Source organism: Micromonospora sp. NPDC005220, from assembly GCF_040607895.1.
GTDB lineage: Bacteria > Actinomycetota > Actinomycetes > Mycobacteriales > Micromonosporaceae > Micromonospora.
The window spans coordinates 1-22497 of record NZ_JBEXHP010000050.1; the positions used below are offsets into that span (position 1 = coordinate 1).

The 22497-nt window shown below is 71.2% G+C and carries 21 protein-coding genes and 2 pseudogenes; 12 read left to right on the forward strand and 11 right to left on the reverse strand.

Going from position 1 to position 22497, the window contains the following annotated elements; translation table 11 throughout:
• Positions 1–167 precede the first annotated feature (167 nt).
• Positions 168–323, forward strand: a pseudogene (locus ABZU52_RS19220) (Tn3 family transposase); the annotation flags it as partial.
• 74 nt (positions 324–397) lie between these two features.
• Here ABZU52_RS19220 and ABZU52_RS19225 read toward each other — a convergent pair.
• Positions 398–1789, reverse strand: a complete 1392-nt coding sequence (locus tag ABZU52_RS19225; protein WP_354972361.1) for an MFS transporter — start codon at positions 1787–1789, stop codon at positions 398–400.
• Positions 1790–1817: 28 nt separating this feature from the next.
• Positions 1818–2444: an NAD(P)H:quinone oxidoreductase gene (wrbA, locus tag ABZU52_RS19230; RefSeq protein ID WP_354972362.1), complete on the reverse strand. Its 627-nt coding sequence runs from the start codon at positions 2442–2444 to the stop codon at positions 1818–1820.
• A gap of 82 nt (positions 2445–2526) precedes the next feature.
• Between wrbA and ABZU52_RS19235 the strand changes: the two genes are divergently transcribed.
• The 3 genes and pseudogenes from ABZU52_RS19235 (at position 2527) to ABZU52_RS19245 (ending at position 3729) form a co-directional block, all read left to right on the forward strand.
• Positions 2527–2967 (forward strand): MarR family transcriptional regulator, encoded by a 441-nt coding sequence (locus ABZU52_RS19235; protein WP_354972363.1) that lies wholly within the window; start codon positions 2527–2529, stop codon positions 2965–2967.
• A 13-nt stretch (positions 2968–2980) separates the two neighbouring features.
• Positions 2981–3139, forward strand: a pseudogene (locus tag ABZU52_RS19240) (recombinase family protein); the annotation flags it as partial.
• Positions 3140–3267: 128 nt separating this feature from the next.
• A complete protein-coding gene (locus ABZU52_RS19245; RefSeq protein WP_354972364.1) occupies positions 3268–3729 on the forward strand; it encodes an HNH endonuclease in 462 nt (153 codons plus the stop codon).
• A gap of 557 nt (positions 3730–4286) precedes the next feature.
• Here ABZU52_RS19245 and ABZU52_RS19250 read toward each other — a convergent pair.
• Positions 4287–6188: a prolyl oligopeptidase family serine peptidase gene (locus ABZU52_RS19250; protein WP_354972365.1), complete on the reverse strand. Its 1902-nt coding sequence runs from the start codon at positions 6186–6188 to the stop codon at positions 4287–4289.
• 212 nt (positions 6189–6400) lie between these two features.
• Here ABZU52_RS19250 and ABZU52_RS19255 point away from each other — a divergent pair, with 212 nt between their 5' ends.
• The 3 genes from ABZU52_RS19255 to ABZU52_RS19265 all read left to right on the forward strand — a co-directional run bounded on the left by ABZU52_RS19255 (position 6401) and on the right by ABZU52_RS19265 (position 8921).
• The gene (locus tag ABZU52_RS19255; RefSeq protein WP_354972366.1) at positions 6401–7189 is read left to right on the forward strand and encodes a hypothetical protein; all 789 of its coding nucleotides are present in this window, start codon (positions 6401–6403) and stop codon (positions 7187–7189) included.
• 154 nt (positions 7190–7343) lie between these two features.
• Positions 7344–8330, forward strand: coding sequence for a prolyl aminopeptidase (gene pip, locus ABZU52_RS19260; protein WP_354972367.1), 987 nt, complete (start codon positions 7344–7346; stop codon positions 8328–8330).
• A 336-nt stretch (positions 8331–8666) separates the two neighbouring features.
• On the forward strand, positions 8667–8921 hold the full coding sequence (locus ABZU52_RS19265) for a hypothetical protein (protein ID WP_354972368.1): 255 nt from the start codon (positions 8667–8669) through the stop codon (positions 8919–8921).
• Positions 8922–9067: 146 nt separating this feature from the next.
• Here ABZU52_RS19265 and rox read toward each other — a convergent pair whose 3' ends face one another.
• A complete protein-coding gene (gene rox, locus ABZU52_RS19270) occupies positions 9068–10483 on the reverse strand; it encodes a rifampin monooxygenase (RefSeq protein ID WP_354972398.1) in 1416 nt (471 codons plus the stop codon).
• Positions 10484–10887: 404 nt separating this feature from the next.
• On the opposite strand from rox, the gene ABZU52_RS19275 reads away from it, so the two are divergent.
• Complete coding sequence (locus ABZU52_RS19275; protein ID WP_354972369.1) at positions 10888–11364, forward strand: hypothetical protein; 477 nt, start codon at positions 10888–10890, stop codon at positions 11362–11364.
• Between the two features lie 11 nt (positions 11365–11375).
• Here the strand turns inward: ABZU52_RS19275 and ABZU52_RS19280 are convergent, their stop codons facing one another.
• Positions 11376–12359, reverse strand: coding sequence for a helix-turn-helix domain-containing protein (locus ABZU52_RS19280; RefSeq protein WP_354972370.1), 984 nt, complete (start codon positions 12357–12359; stop codon positions 11376–11378).
• 103 nt (positions 12360–12462) lie between these two features.
• Between ABZU52_RS19280 and ABZU52_RS19285 the strand changes: the two genes are divergently transcribed.
• A complete protein-coding gene (locus ABZU52_RS19285) occupies positions 12463–13038 on the forward strand; it encodes a maleylpyruvate isomerase N-terminal domain-containing protein (RefSeq protein ID WP_354972371.1) in 576 nt (191 codons plus the stop codon).
• Between the two features lie 3 nt (positions 13039–13041).
• On the opposite strand, the gene ABZU52_RS19290 is transcribed toward ABZU52_RS19285, so the two are convergent.
• Together ABZU52_RS19290 and ABZU52_RS19295 are read right to left on the reverse strand one after the other, a co-directional pair.
• Positions 13042–13581, reverse strand: coding sequence for a GNAT family N-acetyltransferase (locus ABZU52_RS19290; protein WP_354972372.1), 540 nt, complete (start codon positions 13579–13581; stop codon positions 13042–13044).
• A 31-nt stretch (positions 13582–13612) separates the two neighbouring features.
• Positions 13613–14104, reverse strand: a complete 492-nt coding sequence (locus tag ABZU52_RS19295; protein ID WP_354972373.1) for a DUF1992 domain-containing protein — start codon at positions 14102–14104, stop codon at positions 13613–13615.
• Between the two features lie 232 nt (positions 14105–14336).
• Here ABZU52_RS19295 and ABZU52_RS19300 point away from each other — a divergent pair, with 232 nt between their 5' ends.
• Positions 14337–14987 carry a LysE family translocator gene (locus ABZU52_RS19300; protein ID WP_354972374.1) on the forward strand — a complete coding sequence of 217 codons (651 nt, stop codon included), beginning with the start codon at positions 14337–14339 and terminating at the stop codon, positions 14985–14987.
• Positions 14988–14997: 10 nt separating this feature from the next.
• Here the strand turns inward: ABZU52_RS19300 and ABZU52_RS19305 are convergent, their stop codons facing one another.
• The 3 genes from ABZU52_RS19305 to ABZU52_RS19315 are packed head-to-tail and all read right to left on the reverse strand — an operon-like array spanning position 14998 to position 17634.
• Complete coding sequence (locus ABZU52_RS19305) at positions 14998–15819, reverse strand: SDR family NAD(P)-dependent oxidoreductase (RefSeq protein WP_354972375.1); 822 nt, start codon at positions 15817–15819, stop codon at positions 14998–15000.
• Complete coding sequence (locus ABZU52_RS19310; RefSeq protein WP_354972376.1) at positions 15816–17147, reverse strand: NAD(P)-binding domain-containing protein; 1332 nt, start codon at positions 17145–17147, stop codon at positions 15816–15818. Before ABZU52_RS19310 ends, ABZU52_RS19305 begins: the two co-directional genes overlap by 4 nt.
• A 55-nt stretch (positions 17148–17202) precedes the next feature.
• Positions 17203–17634 (reverse strand): hypothetical protein, encoded by a 432-nt coding sequence (locus ABZU52_RS19315; protein ID WP_354972377.1) that lies wholly within the window; start codon positions 17632–17634, stop codon positions 17203–17205.
• Positions 17635–17906: 272 nt separating this feature from the next.
• Here ABZU52_RS19315 and ABZU52_RS19320 point away from each other — a divergent pair, with 272 nt between their 5' ends.
• Positions 17907–19265: an MFS transporter gene (locus ABZU52_RS19320; protein ID WP_354972378.1), complete on the forward strand. Its 1359-nt coding sequence runs from the start codon at positions 17907–17909 to the stop codon at positions 19263–19265.
• Positions 19266–19690: 425 nt separating this feature from the next.
• Complete coding sequence (locus tag ABZU52_RS19325; protein WP_354972399.1) at positions 19691–20761, forward strand: hypothetical protein; 1071 nt, start codon at positions 19691–19693, stop codon at positions 20759–20761.
• 365 nt (positions 20762–21126) lie between these two features.
• Here the strand turns inward: ABZU52_RS19325 and ABZU52_RS19330 are convergent, their stop codons facing one another.
• The gene (locus ABZU52_RS19330) at positions 21127–22425 is read right to left on the reverse strand and encodes an MFS transporter (RefSeq protein ID WP_354972379.1); all 1299 of its coding nucleotides are present in this window, start codon (positions 22423–22425) and stop codon (positions 21127–21129) included.
• Between the last annotated feature and the right edge of the window lie 72 nt (positions 22426–22497).

Genomic DNA, 22497 nt, shown 5'->3' on the forward strand with positions numbered 1-22497 from the left:
TCGCGCCAACCCGCCCCAACTCCAAGGGGTTTGGTAACTTCACCTCGCCCACCCCACCCTGCGGGCGGCGGCCGCCCCCCCGCCCGGGGGGTGGGGCGGCCCCCCCGACGGGGCTTCGCCCAGCTAGCGTTGTGCGAGCTTTCGCATCTCCGTCAGTCTCGACACCAGTGCACGGGTTGGAGCTCGGCGCACTCGGGCTGGTCTTGAACTGCATCACCCTGTACCTGGACTACGCGTTGGAGGCACTACGCGGCCAGGGATATCCGGTGCTGGACACTGATACCGCCCGTCTCTCGGCTTACCAGCACAAACACATCAACGTGCACGGCCACTACTCGTTCACCTTGCCCTCCTGTCGTTTCGGGTCAGCTCTGCTGCCTACTGGGCAACAGCACGCTTACCAAGGCGATCGCCAGGGCGACTCCGACAGCAAGGCCGAACACCAGTTCGTACCCGGAGGCCAGCGCCTCGGTGAGAAGCTGTCACTGCTGTGCGAGGCGGCGCGGGCGGCGGCCGCGATCGCGAACACGGCCAGCGCCACCGAACCGCCGACCTGGCTGGCCGTGTTGGCCAGACCGCCGACGATGCCGGCGTCGCGCGGCTCGACGTCGGCGGTCGCCGACGCCATCAGCGTCGGGAAGACCAGGCCGATGCCGATCGCCACGAGCAGTGTCGGGCCCAGGACGCTCGCCACATAGTCGCTGCCAACGCCCGCCTGCGAGAGCCAGGAGAACCCGGCTACGAAGCACGCGCACCCGGCCAGCATCAACACGCGCACGCCGGTCTTCGGCAGCCAACCGGCGGCGAACCGCGCGACCACCACGAACATGACCGCGGCCGGTGTCTGCCCCAGCCCGGCGTCGAGCGCGCTGTAGCCCAGCACGTTCTGCATGAAGAGCGAGGTGAAGAACCACATCGCGATCGCGATGCCACCGAACAGGAACAGCATCGCGTTGCTGACCGACACACTGCGATTGCTGAACAGCCGCAGCGGCATCATCGGCGCCGTGGCGAACCGCTTCTCCACCACCAGGAAGATCGCCAGCAGGAGCACGCCGGCCACGACCGGGACGAGCACCCGCACGGATCCCCATGCGTGGTCAACGGTCTGCATGACTCCGTAGATCAGTACCGCCAGCCCGGCCGTACCGGTGATCGCACCGGCCAGATCCAGCGCCTCGCGGCGACCGGGCCGCGCGGTCAGCGACGACATCGCCATCGCGATCAGCAACGCGCCGATCGGCACGTTGATCAGGAACACCCACCGCCAGGACAGCCCGGTCGTCAGCACACCGCCGGCAACCGCACCGACCATGCCGCCGACGCCACCGGAAGCCGACCACGCTCCGAACGCCCGGGCGCGCTGCGCACCCTCAGAGAAGCAGGTGTTGATCACGGCGAGGGTGGCCGGGGCCAGCATCGCGCCACCCAGCCCCTGCGCGGCACGGGCCACGACCAGCATCTCCGCGCTGGTCGCCAGGCCCGCGACCAGGCTGGCCGCCGAGAACAGAGCGAGTCCGGACACCAGCATCCGGCGATGACCGAACAGGTCCGCCGCGCGGCCGCCCAGGAGCATGAAACCGGCGAACGCCAGCACGTAGCCGTTCACCACCCAGGCCAGTCCCGTGTCGGTGAACCCCAGATCCCGCTGCACCGCCGGCAGCGCGACGTTGACGATCGACACGTCGAGAATGACCATGAACTGGCAGGCGCACGCCAGCGCGAGAACCAGCCAGGCCGGGCGGGTGTACGGCTTGACCACCTGGCTGTCGGCACGGGTACTCGTCATCACTTCCTCCGCTCCATCGGACTGCGCCTCAGGCACTCTGAGCGGCGCCCGCGACGAGCGGGGCGCCCTTCAGCCGGACAGCGAAGCTGGCCAGCCGCTGGCCCTGGTAGCGCGCGGCGTCGAGGGCCGCGGCGTCGGCACCGGCGCCCCCGGTCGCGACGGTGCCGTAGGGGTTACCACCGGCGGCGTAGACCGTGCCGTCGGTGAAGCCGGGCGGCACGATCAGCGCGCCCCAGTGGTAGAAGACGTTGCCCAGGGCGAGGATCGTGGCCTCGCTACCGCCGTGCCGGTTGTAAGCCGAGGTGAACGCCGTCACCGGCTTGTCGGCCAGGACTCCTTCGCGCCACAGGCCGCCGGTCTGATCGATGAACTGCTTGAGCTGCGCGGCCGGCGTCCCGAACCGGGTCGGCGTACCGAACGCATACGCGTCAGCCCAGGCCAGGTCGTCGAGCTGGGCCACCGGCACCGAGCTGGTGGCGTCGAGATGCTGACGCCACTGCGGGTTCTGATCGATGGCCTCCGCGGGGGCCAGCTCGGCCGCCCGGCGCAGCCGCACCTCGGCCCCGGCCGAGGTGGCGCCCTCGGCGACGGCCTCAGCGAGAGCGTGCACCGTGCCCGTCGAGCTGTAGTAAAAAACCGCGACCTTCACCGTCATGTCGACTCCTCGGGACTGTGTAGCATTTAGTTATGCGCGTAAACGTTATGCGCATAACGAACGCTGTTGTCAAGGAGGGCCCATGGATCCCGAGTACGCCGACGCCCTCAATCAGGCGATCCGCCTGCTCAGCCTGCGCCACCGGGCCCGGGCGGCGCAGTTGCTGGCCCCGCTCGGCCTGCACGCCGGCCAAGAGGCTGTGCTGCTCGAACTCGACCGGAACGGCCCCCTGATCCAGGCCCAGCTCAGCGAGGCGCTGGGCTGCGAGCCACCCAGCGTCACGCTGATGACTCGCAAGCTGGAGGCCTCCGGCCACATCCGGCGTACCCCCAATCCGGCCGACAAGCGCGCCACCGTCGTCGCGCTGACCGACAACGGCAAGGCGCTGGCCAGCCAGATCCGGAAGCTGTGGGTGACCCTCGCGGAGGAAACGGTCCGCGACCTGCCCACCGCAATGTTGAAGCAGCTGCCCGACATCCTGCACACCATGTCCACCAACGTCGACGGCAAATCTTCTGCCTAGTCGATACGGCATGGTGGACACCACCACCGCGCACGGTAAGCTCGTGTTCGGCATGTTCGCTCTCATGGCCGAGCACGAAGCAGCGCTCATCCGCGAGCGCACCCACGCAGGGCGCGCCGCCGCCCGAGCCCGCGGGCGCACCGGCGGCCGCAAGCCCAAGATGACCCCAGCCCTGACCGACAAGGCGCAGCGCATGTACGACAGCCGCCCGCAGCCCAGCCGTCACGCACCTGACCCTGCAGTCAACGCTTAGCGCCGGATCCGCTGCCGTTGATCCTCAAGTGCCGGTACGGTGACGGCGTGCTCTCGACCGTGAAGGGTCTGTCCCGGTACCACACCGAGGAGTCGCTGCGCGCCTACCTGCTGGAGCGCTCACACCGCACTGAGGACGGCTGCCTGGTCATCGAAGGTTACGGGCGGCGACGCGGGGTGCACCAGAAGGTCGCCGGTCGCGCGTGGGCGCACATCGCCGCGTACGTCGTCCTCGTCGGCGGGTACGACCCGGCCCTCGACGTCGACCAGACCTGCGGCGCCGCCGACTGTATCGAGCCGACACATCTGCGCCAGGTCAGCCGGACCGAGGCCTGCCGCAACCGAACCCAGGCGGCACAGTGCCGCAACGGCCACGACCGTGAAATCGACCCGGCCACCGGCCGGTACCGTCGGGTCTGCCGGACGTGCAACCGGGAGGCCCAGCGCCGCTGGCGTGAACGTGAGGCCGCCGACGTAGCCCAGGGCCGCGCCGCGTACGGCCGCTCGTAGTTCAAGGGTGGCTCCGCAGGCACAGCCGTGGTGAACCGCCCGCCGCCCGCCGCGCGGGCCGGGACGGGGGGCGCCATGTCCGAGCATGTCCCTGCCTATCAGATCGGCACCCGCTTACTCGTGTCCGGCACGCCCCGCTGGGGTGGCGCGCCGCTCGCCGACCCGATCGCGTGGGGCTGCGGTTTCACGGGGAGAAGGGGCGACGCCCGCTCATCGCGCCGATATGAAGTTGACCGCCAGCGGCAAGCCCATCCGGCTGGGCACCGCAAGCATCCGCGCCGGCTTGCCTGACCTTCACAACACCCTCATTCCTTACGCACAAGAACTGTCATTATGATGCATGGACGGTTCGCCCCTTTTGTGGTGGCTATTTATGGGATTGCCATTAACAGTAATCCGATAATTAGCGCCGACGGGGGTGGCGGACGGGATGGCGAGGTCTCAGCCGAGGTGGCGAGGCCCGTCTCGTTGAAGTCGTCGGTCTGGGCGAGCCTGCGCTCGCTCAGGTCGTCATCGCCTGGCCGAGCAGCAACGACGCCTGGTCCACCCGCCGCCGGTCAGGGCCGAAGCCAGCGATCAAACCAGGCGCGGGTCCGGCGCAGGACGTCGAGTTGGTGGTTGCGTTCCCGGATCGAGTGGCCCTCTCTCGGGTACATCACGAACTCGTGCTCGACGTCGAAGTGGCGCAGCGCCCGATGGAGGTACACGGCCTGTCCGAGGGGAACGTTGGTGTCCTCGGCACCGTGCAAGATGAGCACCGGAGTGCGGATGCGGCTGGCGAAGGAGATCGGGCTGAGGGCGTCATGCGGGTGTGGTCCGATGCCGGACCAGCCGGTGCTGCCACCGAGCGCCGCCTCGAACTGGCCGTTCTCGCCGGTCCCGGCGAGCATGCCCCAGTCGACGATGCCGGCGCCGACCAGCGCGGCGCGGAAACGGTCGGTCTGGCCGATGGCCCAGGCGGACATGAAGCCGCCGTGACTCCAACCAGCGATGCCCAGCCGGTCGGGGTCGGCGATGCCCTCGTCGATGAGCAGGTCGATGCCGGTCAGGACGTCGGTCCACTCCTGCTGTCCGACCCGGCCGGCGACGCTGGCGGCGAACTGGTGGCCGTGGCCCTGGCCGCCGCGCTGGTTGGGCAGCAACACCGCGTAGCCGGCGGCGGCCAGCCACTGCGCGCTCGGGAACCAGAACAACTGGCAACGATCGGCGTAGCGATCGTACGGGCCTCCGTGCACGATCGTGACCAGCGGGAACGGGCCTTCCGACGCGGTTCTTCCGACCGGCAGTACGAGCAAGCCGTCCAGGTCGAGGCCGTCGGCGGCACGGTAGGCCAGCGGTTGTTGCGTACCGAATGTGATGCCGTCCAGTTCCGGGCGGGTGTTGGTGATTCTTCGCAGCGGTCCGGTCGGCGCTCCGATGTGCACGTTCGGGGTTTGATAGCGGGCGCCGGTCAGCACCGCGATGGTGTCGCCAGCAGGGGTGATGGTGGGGTTGTCGAGGCGTCCGGGGTGATGGGACAGGGTGGTGAGGTCGGTGCGGTCGAGCCGGGCCAGTGTCGTGTTCAGGCCGTCGGCGAACACCACCAACGGGGCGGCATTGGTCTGGCAAAGTTCGGTGGGGCACATCGCGAGACCAGCGGTGCGGTTGCGCAGGACGCGACTGTCCACGGCCAGGTCGAACACGGCGGTGCCGGCCTGCAGAACCGGTGGGGTGAGCGCCACGTAACCGAGGTGCCAACCGTCCTCGTCCGGCCACCAGGCCAGCGATCGTGCGTCGACCTCGGCCGGTCCGAGGTCCTCCGCCGTGCCGGTGGTGGGGTCGTACAGGTGCAGGTGGCCGGTGCGTGGGCCGTAGTCGTTGTCGGCGCTGGCCCAGGTCAGCACGGCCAGTGGGCCGCCGTCGGGACGTTGCCGCATCTCCACGACGTGCCGATCACCGAACACCTTCGGGGTGGCCACCCGGCCGGTACGCAGGTCGAGCAGGCGCAACCGGGCGCGCGGCTCACCCTCGCCGACAACAATGGCGTCGTCGCGGTCCCGGGCGCGGCGGGCGTCCTGCTCGGTGGGTTCGTCCTCGGCGAGCAGCGCGACCAGGTTGGGGTCGAGAAGCGGCAGGTGGTCGATGACCCCGGCGGACCAGTTGGTCAACGTGGTCGTCGTGCCGTCGGCGAGGGTGAGCCCGTGCAGTTGCGGGGTGCCGCGGTCGGCGCGGTCGGACAGGAAGAACAGCGTCTCCGAGTCGGCCGACCAGCGTGGCTGAGACTCGGTTGCGGTGTCGGCGGTCGCCCGGCGCGGCGCGACGGAGGCGTGGGTGTCGACGAGCCAGAGTTCGGTGTCGAGGTGGTCACCGGTGCGGCTGCTGGGAGCGAGGACGTAGCAGAGCAAGCGCCCGTTAGGTGCGAGCGCCGGGGCCTGCGGAGCGCGACCATCGACCACGAGCTCCGCGGTTAAACCCGTCATGCGGTGAGTCTGCCAGCATCCACAGAACACCATGTGATCGAGCCGGTGCGGGATCGACGCGCTAGGGAGTTTCCGTTGCGAGTGGCGAGGCATGATGTCCTCATGGACGCGCGCGGCCCGCTGGTCATGGCGCAAGCGAGGAACGTTTGCCGCCGCCGGAGCCGCGCGTCTCCCGCAGCCGGGGCAAGTAGGTGTCGGAGCAGCGTGATCTGATGTTCTCCGAAGAGGAACGCGACCTGATCCAGCGGCGGCTGCTGCACCTGGCGGAACAGGATCCCGATGTCGTCGCCGCCGCGATCACCGGCTCGCACGCCACGAACGATGACGATCGCTGGTCGGACATCGATCTTGCCTTCGGGGTCAGCGGTCCGCTCGACGCCGTCCTGCATCGCTGGACCCGACAGATGTATCAGGACTTCACGGCGGTCCACCACTGGGATCTGAGGTCCGGCTCTGCGATCTACCGGGTGTTTCTGCTGCCTCGCTGCCTGGAAGTCGACCTCTCGTTCAGCCCGGAGGCCGAGTTCGGGGCGCGCGGCCCGAGTTGGCGACTCATGTTCGGGCGATCCACTCCACCCCAGGCTCCCGCGCCGAGCGGCCATGACGAGATGGCCGGCCTAGCCTGGCACCATGCGCTGCACGCGAGGATCAGCATCGAACGGGGCAGATACTGGCAAGCGGAGCACTGGATCAGCGCCATGCGCACCCAGACGATCGCGCTCGCCTGCCATCGACTGGGCCACCCCGGCAGCTACGCCAAAGGCGCGCACCTACTGCCCGGCGAGATCACCGGACCGCTCGAAACGACACTGGTCCGCTCCATTGACGAGCCCGAGTTACGCCGTGCGCTCTCGGCCGCCGTAACGGCCCTGACCGCGGAACTCGCTCGCACGGACCCGACCCTGGCCGATCGGCTACGCCCGATTCTCACCGACCTTGCCGCGACCGTTCGGCCGCCACAGAGCAGCGAGCCGCAGGCCGAGTTGCCTCAGAAAGACTGAGACTGCGGCTAAGGCTGCGCGACCCGGATGCCGACGTCGGCTGATCCTGTCGTGTGTTTGGCTGCGACGCTTGGGGCCGAGAACATGGTCGCTGAACGGGCCAGGAATGTGCCACTGTGACACCACTTTTGCCCACGTCTCGGAGGTCTGGACCTTGACCGAGCTGTACCCGTCGATCGAGCCGTACGAGACCGGCATGCTCGACGTCGGCGACGGCAACTTCGTGTACTGGGAGGTGTGCGGTAACCCGGCCGGTAAGCCAGCGCTGGTCGTCCACGGCGGGCCCGGCTCGGGGTGTGGGACCGGCTGGCGTCGGTACTTTGATCCGGACCGGTACCGGGTCGTCCTGTTCGACCAGCGTGGTTGCGGTCGAAGCACACCACACGCGAGCGATCCGGCGACCGATATGCGGCACAACACCATCTGGCACCTGATCGCCGACATGGAGCGGCTGCGCGAACACCTCGGCATCGACCGCTGGCTGCTGCACGGCGGTTCCTGGGGTTCCACGCTCATTCTGGCCTACGCGCAGCAGCACCCCCGGCGGGTGTCCGAGATCGTCATCGCCGCCGTCACAATGACCAGGCGCGCCGACATCGACTGGCTCTACCGAGGCGTCGGCCGCTTCTTCCCACAGCAGTGGGAACGATTCCTCGAAGGAGCCCCAGGCACATCCAGCGACGGGGACGTCGTCGCCGCGTACGCCCGCCTTATGGAACACCCTGACCCCGCTGTGCGGGACAGGGCCACGATCGATTGGTGCACCTGGGAGGACGCGGTCCTGTCCGGAGAGACCGGCGGCGCATCAAATCCGTACGGCGACCGCCCTCGCGCGGCGCGGCTGGCCTTCGTACGCATCTGCGCGCACTACTTCTCCCACGGCGCGTGGCTGGAGGAAGGCGCACTGCTACGCGATGCCGGCCAGCTGGCCGGCATCCCCGGTGTCCTCATCCATGGCCGACTCGACCTGGGCGGGCCGCTGCAAACAGCGTGGGACCTGCACCGTGCCTGGCCCGACTCGACGTTGACCGTGATCGAGAGCGCGGGGCATCTCGGCACCGCCGAGACGCGCGAGCACGTTCTTCATGCCCTCGACCGATTCGCAGCCAACGATCCGCTCGGCCGATCTCCCTCAACCTAGGATCGCGGCGCCGATGGTCAAGGTCTTGGGTGGGCGCCAGACCCGGGCAACAGGTCGAAGCTGCCTGCTCCGGCTGCTCGATGTTCACCGACAACGTCGGACACCCGGCCCACCTCAACGCCCGCGACGTCACCTGGCGGCGACGTCCCATGGCCCGCTGGAGGACCTGCTGATGCTGCTGCGGCGAATGGGTTGGGCCCTGCCCTGGTGCTCGGCGCTGAACAACAGCGTCCACATGCCGCGCCGGTGATGGTGGTGCTGGCCGATGGGGCGCCGTGCATTGCGAGCCGCCCGAACTCCCGCAAGAGCCGAAACCTGGCCCGCAATCCCCGCACCGTGAGCAGCGAAGACCTCGACCTGGTGGTGAGCGGTGAAGCTCACCAGGTGTCGGACGGCAGCGCGCTGCGCCAGGTGCCCGCCGCCTTCGCAACAAGGTACGGCTGGACGTTCGCCATCAGGGACGACCGGGTCTGTGACGAGAGCCTGCCGGGATCGCCCCGGTACGCCTTCTACGAGGTTTCCCCCGTGCGGGCTTTCGGCTACGGCACGGACGGGTTGACCGCGACCCGCCAGCGGTTCAACAACACCTGACCGCGGCGGTGCGCTGGATCGACGCTCGCGTCCAGCACGTCATCAGTGACCGGCTCGGGGCGACGCTCTGGGGCGCCCCGAGCGGTCACTGATGGTTGATCGCGGCCGTACTCCTCGACCTCGAGGTCGAGGCCGCCGGCCTGAGATCAGTGGGCGGGCCCGCCGAACCAGCGGGAGAGGTGCTCGTCCAGGTCCTGCTGATCGTCACCGACCCAGGCGACGTGCCCGTCGGGGCGCAGCAGGACAGCGGGGACGTCCAGCTCCGCGGTGGGATCCGCCAGGTGATCGACCCGGTCTGACCAGCCGCCGACGGTGAGGCGTTCGGTGCGGTCCAGCAGCAGGCCGCGGCCGTGGTGCAGCAGACCGTAGAGGTTGCCATGCTTCACGTCGATGTCGGGCAGGCGGCGCCCGAGCAGGTCGGGGCCCGCGCCGAAGTCGTAGCGGATGCCGATGGCGGTGATCTTCTTGAGCAGGTGGAGGTTCACCTCGTCAAAGTCCATCAGCTCGCTGAGCAGCCTGCGTACGGCCTGCGGGCCCGGTTCGGTGGACAGCAGCTCCGTCTGGGCTCGGATGTTGTCCAGCACCGCCGCGGCGACCGGATGACGTTCGGCCTGGTAGGTGTCCAGCAGCGTCTCCGGCGCCCAGCCGCGCAGCTGTGCGGCCAGTTTCCAGCCGAGGTTGACAGCGTCCTGGATGCCCAGGTTGAGCCCCTGCCCGCCGATGGGTGGATGGATGTGGGCCGCGTCGCCGGCCAGGAGCACCCGCCCGACCCGATACCGGTCGGCCAGCCGGGTGGCATCCCCGAACCGGGACAGCCAGCGCGGTGAGTGCACGCCGAAGTCGGTTCCGGCGATGGCCCGCAACTGTTCTCTGAAGTCCTCGATGGTGGGCGGTTCCGACCGGTCGCTGACCCCCGCGGCGGGCACCAGGACGCTGTAGACCCCCACGCCTGCGGGACGGAGCCAGAATCGTTGGTGGGTCTCGCGGATCTCGGTGACCGTGGCCGCGATCTCCTCCTGCGGCACGCCCACTTCCATCTCGCCCATCAGCGTCTCGGTCCGTGCGGGCTCACCGGGGAAGCCGACGCCGAGAAGTTTGCGTACCGCGCTGCGCGCGCCGTCACAGCCGACCAGGTAACGCGAACGCAGCTGTTCCCCGTCGGTCAGCTCGACGGTCACTCCCTCGTCGTCCTGCTGGAGACCGGTGACCGCGCGGCCACGCCGGACCTGCGCGCCCAACTCGATCGCGTGTTCTTCGAGTAGACGTTCGATGACCGGCTGCGGGATACCCAGCAGGTAGGCGTACCGGGAATCCAGGCCCTTGGGCGCGGGCCTGGGGATGGCGCCGAAGTAAGCGCCGGCCGGACGCTGTCTCCCGTGCGGGAGGATGCGATCCAGCAGCCCGCGCATCGCCATCAGCTCGAGACTGCGAATGTGCAGGCCGACTATGCGAACGAACGACGTCGGCTCGGTCTCCTTCTCGAGAACGAGTACCCGTACATCGTGCAGCCGCAGCTCGGCGGCGAGCATCGCGCCGGTCGGCCCGCACCCGGCGATGATCACATCGAACGTGCGGGGCGAGCGATCGGCGTGGGCGGTCGACGATGGGAGGCCGGGGCGGTCGCCGACGGTGAGGTCGCGCCGGACCGGATCGGTCGACGGCGGCTCGGTGGTGAAGTGCGCAGAGGGCACAGGTGTGGCCTTTCGGGAGTGCCGTGTTGGCAGGGCGCTCCCGGCGACACCTACGTCAATCGCCCGACCGTGACGGCAAGGGGGAGCACCCACATCGCTACAACGTTCATGGGTCTCACCTCCTCGGGTGGTGTCGCGGTCAACTGCAAGCTATCCGCCCAGCGCGGTCCCGTCGACTCGATTTTCGCCGCCTAACCCACCCACGCCGCGACCGAGGAGCACCTGGCCGGACGGAATTTGACCCTCGATCGGGTTGAGGCCCGACCATCGGCGACATGACCGACCAACCGACCGCTGACCCGACCATGACCCGCATCATGCAGGCCGTACAGCTTGGCCGAAGCGGCGCGCCGGCCCAGGCCCGTGAGCTGCTCACCGCGCTGTGGGACGAGCTGGGCCGCACCGGTGACGCGCTGCACCGCTGCACCCTGGCGCACTACCTCGCCGACCTGCAGGACAGCACCGAGGCGGAGCTGAGCTGGGACGAACGTGCCCTGGCCGCCGTGTCCGAGTTGACCGACGAACGCGCCCAGCGATACCTGTCGTCGCTCCAGGTCCAGGCTTTCCTGCCGTCGCTGTACCTCAACCTGGCCGACTGCCACCGGCGGCTGGGCAACGTCGGTGCGGCCCGGGAGCACCTCGCCCGAGCCCGCGAGTACCTGGTGCGGCTACCGGACGACCCGTACGGCGAGAGCATCCGTGCCGCCGTCCGTGACTTCGTCGAGGACGATCCGACCGACCGCCGACGGTAACGGTCGGTCGATCACCGATCCTGGCGAGCGACACCCGTCCGGTATTCCTGCGGGGACCGTCCGTAGTGGGCACGGAAGAGGCGACTGAAGTGGGCCTTGCTCGAGAAACCCCAGCGGGCGGCGACGGCCTGGATCGGCTGGCGCAGCAGCGGGTTGCCGAGATCACGCCGGCACTGCTCCAGGCGCTTGACGCGGATGAGCTCGGCGACCGTCGTCGCCTCCGCCTCGAACAGACGGTGCAGCGACCGCAGCGAGATGTGGTGCGCGGCGGCGACGCTGCGAGGGCTGAGCTCGTCACTGTCGAGGTGACGGTCGATGAAGTCGACGACGCGGGCCCGCAGCGCGGTGTGCCGGGCTTCCGGTGTCACTGTGTGCTCGATGTCGAGGTACTGAGCGAGCACGGCGGTGAGCAGGTCCACCGCGACCCCACCCAGGATCTCGGCCTGGGCCGGCTCGAACTGCTCCGGGTGCGCCGCGATGCTGCGCAGGTGGTGGGCCAACAGTCCGCCGACGCCGAGGTGCGACGGCAAAGGCGTGGCCAGCAGGCGGCGGAGCCGGTCCGGCGCCAGGGGCAGCGCCGCGTGCGGTATCTGCACGGTGATCGTGGTGGCGAGACCGGCGCCGTCGGCGCGGTGCCGGGCGACGTGCCGCCGCGCGGGGTCCAGGAGCGTGAAGTGCTTGCCGGGTTCCAGCGTGGACTCGGTGCGGTCCTGGATCAGGGTGCTGTGACCGGTCAGTGGTAGCGTGAGCTGGTACACGTCCCCTTCGTCGCTGCGAACCAGTTTGGTGGGGCGGATCGCGTCCAGGGACGGATACCGCAGCGAGGTCATCCGAATGCGACCGAGATCGATGGCCTGGACGTAGGCGACGAAGTTGTCCAGCTGGCCGCTGCTGATGTGCGCTGGTGCCGTCTCCTGAGCGACCAGGGCGTACCAGAACTCGAACCGCTCCGCCGGCGGCAACACCGTCGTGTCCACCACCGTGTTGGGCAACATTCCGCTCGCCTCCCCCCACATGCGAGGATGGATTCTTGCACGCGTCGACGCTCTTCACCCATGAAGGGATTTCCACGCCCGGTGCTGCCGCGTGGGTTGGCGAATGTCGGCGGTGACCGGCGCCCACGTGCGGGAGGCGGCCGAGGAGATGACCCGGGTGCTGGTGCCACACCGGGAACGCGACTGGTCGGTGCCGGCCGGCTCGCTGAGCTGGAGCTGCTGGACCACCGCGGCGCACGTCGCGCACGACCTTCTCGCGTACGCGGGCCAAGTCACCGGCCGCCCGGATGACGGTTATCTGCCGTACGACCTGCGGGTCTCCCCCGACGCGAGCCCGGCGCAGGTGCTCACCGTGGTGCGGGCCTGCGCCGGTCTGCTCGCCGTCGCCGTCGACGCCACCCCGCCGGACGCGCGGGCCTGGCACTGGGGCCCGTGTGATCCGGCCGGCTTCGCCGCCATGGGCGTGGCCGAGACCCTGCTGCACGCCCACGACGTCACCCTCGGTCTCGGTGTGCCGTGGCAGCCGCCGCAGCGACTGAGCGCGCTGGTGCTGCGCCGACTCTTCCCGGACGCCCCGCCCGGGGCGGCACCCGAGGTGCTGCTCTGGATGACCGGCCGCGGTGAGCTGCCCGGCCGGGCCCGGCGCACCTCCTGGAGCTGGCGGGCCGCAGTCGACTGACGCCTACGCGTGCAACGCGTGCCGGTGGCCGTCGAGCGGGAAGGGCGGCCGGGCCGGCAGGACCTCCTGGAACACGAAGCCGCACTTCTGCGCCACCCGGCAGGACGCCACGTTGTCCACCTGGTGCAGCAGGTCGAGACGTGCCACCTGGGGGAACCGGTCGAACGCCCAGCGACTCAGCGCGGTGACCGCGCGCGGGGCGACGCCGCGACCGCGCGCCCAGGACGCCGTCCAGTAGCCAACCTCCGGCACCGGGCGCTGCGGCGTGACTCCCTTGAGCACCACGTTGCCCACCAGCCGGACATCGTCGGCCTGCTCTTCGACAACGGCGAAGGTGTAGCGCCGGCCGTCGGCCCAGTCCCGCAGCACGCCGTCCAGCCACCGCCGGGCCTCGGCGGCGTCGGTCACGGGGAATCTCGTCCAGCGGCGCAGGACCGGATCTCGGTACGCCTGCACCAGGTCATCCAGGTCGTCGGCGCACCACTGACGCAGGGCGACGCCCGGCGTCGAGGGCGTACCGGGTGTCCGCGATTCGATCAGCACCGGCACAGTCTGCCGTGGCCGTGGCCCGGGGTCAGCCCCGTCGGCGGCGCCACCGCCGCCACCAGCTGCGGCCGGGCCGGCGCGGCGGCATCGGAACAGCCGCCGCTGCGGCGACGGTCGTCGTGACCTCGGGCCGGGCCCGTTCCGCACGCCAGCGGCGGACCACGTCCTCGGTGTTCACCGGCCGCACCGCGACCCGGGGCCCGTCGTCGGGGAAGCGCAGCCACGCCACGATCTGCGCGTTCAACTGCCCCACGAAATCCCGGACGGACTGCTCGGTGGGCAGGTCACGAACCTCGTCGGGGACCTGCTCGATGCGTCGGCGCAGTTGCAGCGACGTGGGCAGCAGCAGGTCACCGGGAAGGGCCTCGCGCTCCAGGAAGCTCTTGATCCACCACGACTCGTCGTACGGCGCCCCACGGCCGGGGATCGGCTTGCCCATGCCGGGCAGGTCGTCGAACTCGCCGCGCTGCACGGCACTCTGGATCTTCGCCTCCACTGACGCTTCCCACGCCTCGGTCACCCTGCGACACCTCCCCTGGCCACCGTAACGCGCCGCCTCCGCCCGGCGGCGCGCGCTCGCCAGGGGTCAGCGCGCCCGCGCCGGTGAGCATTCCCGCCGACGGTGCCGCCGGGTCGCACCGAACGCGAGTGGATCACACCGGATCGCAGGCCACGGCCTGCCAGGTGGCCCTGGGTGGGGATGTTCATCCCGATTACGGTCGGTGTGCGGACGATCGAACGGGGGAAGCGTCGTGGTGGGTGCAGGTGCACTGCTGGGCATCGCGTTGGTGGCGTTGGGGCTGCTGCTCACACCCGGCCCGAACATGGTCTACCTGGTGTCCCGCTCGGTGGCGCAGGGCCGTCGGGCCGGGCTGGTCTCGCTGCTCGGGGTGGCCGCCGGCTTCGGCGTCTACCTGGCGGCGGCGGTCGCCGGCCTGGCCACCGTCTTCGTCCTGGTGCCGACCCTGTACGCGGTGGTGAAGCTCGCCGGTGCCGGCTATCTGCTCTGGCTGGCCTGGCGGACGCTGCGTCCGGGTGGGCACTCGCCGTTCACGCCCGCGCCGCTGCCACCGGACCCGCCCCGGCGACTGTTCACCATGGGCCTGGTCACCAACCTGCTCAACCCGAAGATCGCCATCCTGTACGTGTCGCTGCTGCCCCAGTTCATCGACCCGACGCGGGGGCACCTGGCCACGCAGAGCCTGCTGCTCGGGCTGACCCAGATCGCCATCGCGTTGAGCCTGAACGCGCTGATCGTGCTCACCGCCGGCACCCTGGCCGGTTTCTTCGCCCGCCGGCCGCTGTGGCTGCGGGTACAGCGGTGGGTGACCGGCACCGCCCTGGCCGCGCTGGCCGTGCGCATCGCCGCCGACCGCTCGCGCGCGGCCGTCGCCACGCCCTGACCGGGAGCGGTCACCGCCCCCGGTGGCGGGCGACCATCCCGGCTGCCAGCGGCGCGGCGTCCAGGTCACCGGCGGCGAGCCGGGCGGCGAGGGTACGACGTACCAGTCGGTCGGCCAGCGCGGGCGCGTGTCGGCCGACCGCCAGCTCCAGCCGGCCGCGTGCCGTGGTCGCCACGTCCCGGGGCGCGCGCCGGGCGGTGGCGGTCCGCAGGATCGCCGCGACCACCCCTTCCACGGGCTCGGGGCGGGACACCCCTCGCAGGGACAGCCCGGCCTCGGCGGTGCTGTCGTGGATCGGGGAGGCGACCATGCTCGGGTAGACGACGCTCACCCCGACGTGGGTGCCCACCTCGTGCCGCAGCGCGTCGGCGTACGCGACCACTGCCCGTTTGCTCACCCCGTACGCGGCGGCGAGGGGCAGCGGCAGCACCGCCATCCGGCTGGCCACGAAGATCACCCGTCCGCGTGCGGTGAGCAGCGGCGGCAGCGCGGCGGCGGTGGTGCGCCAGGCGGCGAGCAGGTTGACCTCCAGTTGCCGACGGACCACCTCGTCGGGCGGCAACTCGGCCGGCGCGGGACCACCCACCCCGGCATTGTTGATCAGCAGGTCCAGCCCGCCGAGCCGGTCGACGGCGGCCCGCACCGCCGCCGGCACGGCGTCGGGGTCGGTCAGGTCACAGCCGAGCACCGGCACGTCGTCGTCGGGGCGGGCGTGCAGGTCGAGCCCCACCACTCGGGCGCCGGCCGCGCTCAGCGCGACGCCGAGGTGACGGCCGAACGTCCCGCTCGCCCCGGTGACCAGCACCCGCCGACCGGCCAGAGGGCTCGTCACCGCCCGGCTCCGCTCGGGGTGGGGCGGGCGCGGCGGGTCCCGGCGGTCAACTCCCGGCCCAGCTCGGCCAGGTAGACGTCGAAGTCCACCCGCATCGCCGGGCGGCGCTGCCCCCAGCGGGCGGTCGCGGCCCGTAGTTCGGCCCGGCAGACGGCGCGCTGTCGGTCCGGGTCCGGCAGCGCGTACCGGCCGGCAAGGTGCGCCGCGATCAGCTTGGCCTGCGCCTCGACCAGGGGGAACGCGGACCCGGTGGACTGCATCAACCCGACGAAGCTGAGCCCGGGGGCGTCGGGGTGGAACACGTGCCGGTACAGCGGAAGGGTGTCGGCGCCCCCGGCGAGCAGCGCCGGGTCGAGGAACGGGACGTCCACCCGGTAGCCGGTGCACCAGATGATCAGATCAACGCTGTCGCTGCGGCCGTCGGTGAACTCCACCCGGTCACCGTCGAGAGCGGCGATGCCGGGTCGGGCCTCCACGTCACCGTGGGTCAACCGCGACAGCAACCCGTCGGAGAGCGTCGGATGGTCCTGGAGGAACCCGTGCGTCGGCGCGGGCAGCCCGTAGCGGGCCGGGTTGCCGACGGTGGTGCTCAGCATCGTCTGGCTGATGCGTTGCCGCAGCCGCCACGGCAGTCGGCGGGCCAGCGCCCCGTTCAGGGTGTCCGAGGGGCGGCCCAGCAGGTACTTCGGCACCACCCAGACGCCCCGGCGTAGTGACAGCAGGGTGCGGGTGGCGGCGTACGAGGCGTCCACCGCGATGTCCATCGCGGAGTTGCCGCCGCCGACGACCAGGACCCGCCTGCCGGCCAACTGCTCCGGGCCCCGGTAGTCGTGGCTGTGCATCTGCTCGGCGGTGCAGGTGCCGGGGTACCCGGGGTCGGGCAGCCGGGGCACCCGGTTGTGCCCGTTGGCGACGATCACGGCGTCGACGGTGACCTCGACCGGGCCGGTCGGGCCACTGGCGGCCACCGTCCAGGTGCCGGTGGGGTTGCGGGTGACCCGCTCGACGGTGTGGCGCAGCCGGATGGTGTCGGTCAGCCCGAAGCGCGCGGCGTAGTCGGCGAGGTAACCGGCGACGCGCCGGTGGTCGGGGTAGTCGGGCCAGTCGGTGGGCATCGGGTGGTCGGCGAACTGGGTGCGGCCACGGCTGGTGTTGAGGTGCAACGTGCGGTACGCGGGCGAGTCGGGTGCGCCGTACACCCAGAGGCCGCCGACCTGCTCGGCGGCCTCGAAGGCGACCGTCGGCACGTCGGCGTCGCGTAGTGCCTTGACCGCGGCGAGCCCGGCAGCGCCGGCGCCGATCACCGCCACCCGCTGTGGTCCGCCCATTGCCGCCCCCATTAATCCAACGTCTGATGGATAATCGTCGGGTGGCGGCGGCCCGTCAAGGGGTCGACGATCCGTACAGCCCGTCCAGCAGGCGATGCACGAAGGCCCGGAACTCGCGCCGTTCCCGGGCACCGGGCGCGCCGGCGGCCAACGCCACCACGTGCCCGTGAGTCGCCCACACCAGACTCCGTACGGTGATGTGCGGGGTCGGTTCGGCCAGGGCGCCGGCCGCCGCGGCGGCGGTGAGCAGCTCCGCGACCAGCCGGTACAACGGGTCGGCGTAGCGCTGGTCCAGCTCGGCGTGCCGCTGCGGTTCCAACCACCGGCGCAGCCACAGCGCGGTGGTCTCGGGGCGGTCCTCCAGGAAGTCGACGAAGACGTCGACCAGCTCGTGCAGGGCCCGCCGGGCCGCGTCCGGACCCGCGTCGAGGGCGGCCCGGGCCTGCTCGGCGGCCTCGATCAGCACCTCCCGCTCGGCGGCGAACACCCGGGCGAAGCACGCGTCGTAGAGCGCCGCCTTCGTACCCGTGTGGTGGGCGACCGTGGCGACGTCGACCCCGGCGGCGGCGGCGACCTCCCGCAGCCCGACGGCGTCGAAGCCCCGCTCGGGAAGAGCGCGGTCGCCGCGGTAAGGACCACCTCGCGGGTCGGCCGGGTCTCGTCGCGGCGGGGCCGACCCGGGCGGCGGCGGGGCATGGTCATGGCCGTCATTCTGCCCCTAGAATCCAGCAACCGTTGGATTGCGGAGAGGATGCGGCGATGACCGGGCTGGACCGGCGGCCCGCGGCCGCCACCGACGCGACGCTACCGCGCGGCCCGCTGGCGGGCTTCGCCACCGGCTCGCTCGGCATGGGCGTCTGGGTGACAGTGCCCGGCCTGCTGCTGCTCTACTTCCTCACCGACGTGCTGGCCGTCGGGCCGTGGCTGGCCGGCCTGGCGCTGCTGCTGCCGAAGATCGCCGACGTGCTGTTGCACCCCTTTGTGGGGCACCGCGCCGACGTCGAACAGACCCGACGCGGCGACCGTCGTCGGCTGCTGCTGCTCGGCTGCGCCCTGCCGGTCGCGTTCGCCGCGCTCTTCGCGGTGCCCGGCGGCCTGACCGGCGCGCCGGCGGCCGCGTGGGTGGCGGTGTTCTTCATCGCCGGCAACCTGCTCTTCGCCGCCTACCAGGTCCCCTACCTGTCCACCCCGGCCGACCTGCGGATCGGCTATCACGAACGCACCCGCCTGATGGCGTTCCGGATGGTCGTGCTCACAGTGGGCATCCTGGTCTCCGGGCTACTGGCCCCGCTGCTCACCGGCGGCGACGCCGCGACCCGCGGCGGCTACCAGCGGATGGGTGTGGTCCTCGCGGTGGGGATGCTGGTGGCCATGCTGGTCGGTGTCGCCGGCATCGCCCGGCTGCGCGGGTCCGCCCCGGCCAGCACCACCCCCGGGCACGGCGGGTGGCGGGCGCTGCGCACAGCGTTGCGCGACAGGCAGTTCCGGTGGCTGGTCGCCGCGTACCTGGCCATGTCCACCACCACCCACCTGGTGCTCGCCGGGGTGCCCTACTACGCCGAGTACGAGCTGCGCGCACCCGGCCTGACCACGGTGCTGGTGGCCGCGTTCGTGGCGCCGGCGCTGCTGGTCACCCCGGCCTGGCTGGTGGTGGCCCGCCGGGTCGGCAAGCAGCGGGCGCTGCTCGGCGCGCAGGGCGCGTTCGCGATCGGCGCCGTGGTGCTGGCGGTGGGCCGCCCGGCCGGCCTGCCGGTGCTCGTCGGGGCGGTGGCGGTGCTCGGGGTGGCGTTCGCCGGCATGCAGCTGCTGCCGTTCTCGATGCTGCCCGACGTGATCCGCGCCGCCACCACCACCGGCAGCACCGGGGCCGGCACCTACACCGGGGTGTGGACGGCCACCGAGGCCACCGGCGCGGCGCTGGGCCCGTACGCGTACGCGCTGTGCCTGACCGTGGGCGGTTTCGTGGCCTCGACGGCGGGTGAGTCGCCGGTACAGCCGGACGCCGCGCTCGCCGCGGTCCGCTACGGCTTCGGGTTGCTGCCGGCGGTGGCGATGGTCGCGGCCCTGCTGCTGCAACGCCGCTACACCCTGGACGCGACGGCCCGGACGACGAGCTGACCGGCCGGCACTAGACTTCGCCCTCGATGGACGCCCAGCCCAGTACCACCGAAACCCGCCCGTGCGCCCACTGTGGACGACCGGTGCCGCAACGCGTCGGCGCGGGTCGACCGTTTCGCTACTGCCGCGACAACGACGGCGCCTGTCAGCGCGCGTCGCGCAACAGTCGGATGCGCCACCGCAACGCCCCCGGCCTGCCCGGGCAGGTGGCCCGCACCTGGGAGGCGGTGGACCGGCTCGACCAGATCGTCGAGACGTTGACCGAGTCGCTGCACGCCGAGTTGTCCCCGGTGGGTGTGCAGCGGCAGCTCGCCCAGGCCCGTGCGGAGGCCGCCACCGAGATCGCGGCGGCGCAGACCGAACGCGACGAGGCCCGCAACCAGACGCCGGGTACACCCGGAGTCTCCGAGTCGGAGATCTCCCGGATGCGGGTGGATGACATTCGCGGGCAGCTGCGCGAACGCGGGGTCTCCGGGATCTCCGCACTGCGCAAGCCCGACCTGGTGAAACAGCTGGTGCGCTCGATGCGGGCCGGTGCGGGTCGGAGCAGCACCGGCCCGTCGGGCCGGGCCACCGGCACCCGGGCGTCAGCGGGTCGTGCCGCCGCCACCAGGAAGTCGGCGGCCAGGCCGGCATCGAGCCGGGCGAAGGCCGCGCCGGCGAACAAGAGCGCGCCCGCCAAGCGGGCCGCCGCAACGAAGGCGACCGCCGCGCGGAAGTCGACAGCGGCCGCGAAGAAGGCACCGGCGAAGAAGGCGACCGCGAGGAAGACGACGACGGCGGCGACATCGACGGCCGCACGCAAGACCGCGACCGCGAGCAGGACGACCGCCGCCCGCAAGACCGCGGCGGCCCGTAAGACCACGGCGGCCCGTAAGACAGCGACGGCGCGAACGGCGCCCGCGCGGAAGGCGCCGGCGAAGAAGGCACCGGCCCGGCCGGCGGCCAAGCGTGCGGCGCCGGCCAAGAGCACGGCGGCCAAGCGTGCGGCGCCGGCCAAGAGCACGGCGGCCAAGCGTGCGGCGCCGGCCAAGAGCACGGCGGCGAAACGCACGGCACCGGCCAGGAGCACGGCGGCCAAGCGCACGTTCACGCCGTCGACCGGTGGCGGGACGGCGGCCGGCGGGATTCGGACCGGACGGGGTACGGGTCGGTCGGTCCGCAGTTCGCAGGTGATCTCGTCGACCATGGACCGGCCGGAGCGCCCGGGGCGGAGTCTGATCACCGCTAACCATGAGGTGATCCAGCGCTGGGCCCGGGAACGCGGGGCGAAGCCGGCGACCATCGCCGGCACCGAGCGCGACGGCCGGGCGGGTGTGTTGACCTTCAACATCCCCGGATACCGGGAGAGCAGCCGGATCCGCGAGATCACCTGGGATGAGTGGTTCCACACCTTTGACCTGCGTCGGCTGAATCTGATCTATCAGGAACAGTTGCGGAACGGCCGGCAGAGCAACTTCTTCCGGACCGAGTCACCCGATCGGGAAGACGGTTGAGGTGTTTGCGGGAATGGCCGACGGGTATCCGGCTGTTGCCAACGGACGAGGCCGGAGCAGCGGATACTCGCCAGTTGTGACGGGCGAGACAGCCGTTCTGGGTTGAATCCAGAATCCGGGCGAACTAGCTTTATTGCACCGCGCCACGTTTGGAAACGTTCGGGGGAGCGGCGGATCGATCAGATCCGCGCACCAGACGAGGCGCGAGGGGACGGGTGGAACAACCGTTGGGGGACGGTGCCCACCTGTTTGGACCGGCGGCGTGAGCGGGCGATGCTTACGGGGGTGAGTGTTGCCCGCCGCCGCCGGCCCCACCGGCGGGCGCCCACCACGACCTCAGGGACGTGGTGGGCGCTTTGCGTGTGTTATCCGATCGGTACGTGGTCTGCCGGGTTTTTCGATTTCAGGATGGCACTGCGACGCCGCAGCGCGGCGATGTGCCGCTCCCGGGGTGGTCCGGCGAGCAGGTGCCCGAGCGCGGCCAGCAGACCCAGCCCGGCCACGATCAGCCAGTGTCGGTTGCCGAGGTGCTGGAGGCTCACCCCGCCGAGGGTGGGTGCGACGAACGCTGCGGCTGGGAACGTCAGGTAGAACACCGACTGGTAGCGCGCTCGTAGCTGTGGTGGCGCCAGGTCCGCGTTGATCTGCGCGTTGGGCGGGGCGGCGAGCATCGAGCCGACCGTCCAGACCACCGCGGCGGCCAGGTAGATGGCCAGTTCGTCGGCGATGGCGAGCGCCCCGAAGCCGAGCGCGAGCAGCGCCGTGGAGGCGGCCAGCACGACGTCCTTGCGGTGCCGGTCGATCAGCCGGGGCACGAACAGTTGCCCGACCACGATCAGCGCGCCGCCGAGCGCCACCACCAGCCCGTACGCCGATGGGCCCAGGCCGTCCGCGCGCATGGCCAGCGGCATGATGGTCGACGTCTGCATGGTGAGTACGGCCAGCACGAAGGTGAGCCCGACGAAGACCAGGAAGGTCCGGTCGGTGAGCGCGGTGTGCAGTCCCGGCCGGCGGGCCCGAGCGGACTTCGGTGCCGCGCGGGTGGCGGGCGGGAGGGCGACAGTGGGTCGGGCCAGCCGCAGGGTTTCCGGCACCTTCCAGCCGATCACGAGCGCGGCGGTCAGGGTGGCCGCCGCGTCGACCAGGAACAGCGCCGTGAAGCTGGCCTCGGCCAGCACCCCGGCGAGCAGCGAGGCGACCGCCATGCCCAGGTTGAACGCCCAGAACTGAAGGTTGAACGCGCGGGAGCGGCGTTCGGCGGGCACCACGTCGACGATCGCCGCGACGAACGCCGGGCTGGGCATCGAGTGGACCACGCCGATCAGCGCGGAGAGCACCGCGATCAGCAGCAGGGGCCGGGTGAAGGCGAGCGCCACCATCAGGCCGACGGTGGCCAGGTGCGCGGCGAGCAGGGTCGCCCGGCGGCCCCACCGGTCGGCGAGCACCCCGCCGAGCAGCACTCCGGCCGCTCCGCCGGCCCCGTACGCGCCGACCACGGTGCCGGCCAGACTCTCGCTCGCACCGCGTACATCGGTGAGGTAGAGCGAGAGGAAGAGCATGGCGAACGCGCCGGCGCGGTTGATCAGCAGACCGGCCCAGAGGTACCAGAAGGTGGCGGGGAGTCCGCCTGCGGTGTCGTGCCACCAGCGCCGCAGGGCGTGCACCCGACCTCCCGGCAGTTCAGGTTGTTAACTGTTTCCACTGCACAGTAGGAACTCCGGCCCTGCCACGCCAGC

Coding starts and splice junctions, on each gene's coding strand:
- ABZU52_RS19225 (WP_354972361.1), bottom strand. CDS start 1,789: ATGACGAGTACCCGTGCCGACAGCCAGGTGGTCAAGCCGTACACCCGC.
- wrbA (WP_354972362.1), bottom strand. CDS start 2,444: ATGACGGTGAAGGTCGCGGTTTTTTACTACAGCTCGACGGGCACGGTG.
- ABZU52_RS19235 (WP_354972363.1), top strand. CDS start 2,527: ATGGATCCCGAGTACGCCGACGCCCTCAATCAGGCGATCCGCCTGCTC.
- ABZU52_RS19250 (WP_354972365.1), bottom strand. CDS start 6,188: ATGACGGGTTTAACCGCGGAGCTCGTGGTCGATGGTCGCGCTCCGCAG.
- ABZU52_RS19255 (WP_354972366.1), top strand. CDS start 6,401: ATGTTCTCCGAAGAGGAACGCGACCTGATCCAGCGGCGGCTGCTGCAC.
- ABZU52_RS19275 (WP_354972369.1), top strand. CDS start 10,888: ATGACCGACCAACCGACCGCTGACCCGACCATGACCCGCATCATGCAG.
- ABZU52_RS19280 (WP_354972370.1), bottom strand. CDS start 12,359: ATGTTGCCCAACACGGTGGTGGACACGACGGTGTTGCCGCCGGCGGAG.
- ABZU52_RS19285 (WP_354972371.1), top strand. CDS start 12,463: ATGTCGGCGGTGACCGGCGCCCACGTGCGGGAGGCGGCCGAGGAGATG.
- ABZU52_RS19310 (WP_354972376.1), bottom strand. CDS start 17,147: ATGGGCGGACCACAGCGGGTGGCGGTGATCGGCGCCGGCGCTGCCGGG.
- ABZU52_RS19320 (WP_354972378.1), top strand. CDS start 17,907: ATGACCGGGCTGGACCGGCGGCCCGCGGCCGCCACCGACGCGACGCTA.
- ABZU52_RS19325 (WP_354972399.1), top strand. CDS start 19,691: ATGCGGGTGGATGACATTCGCGGGCAGCTGCGCGAACGCGGGGTCTCC.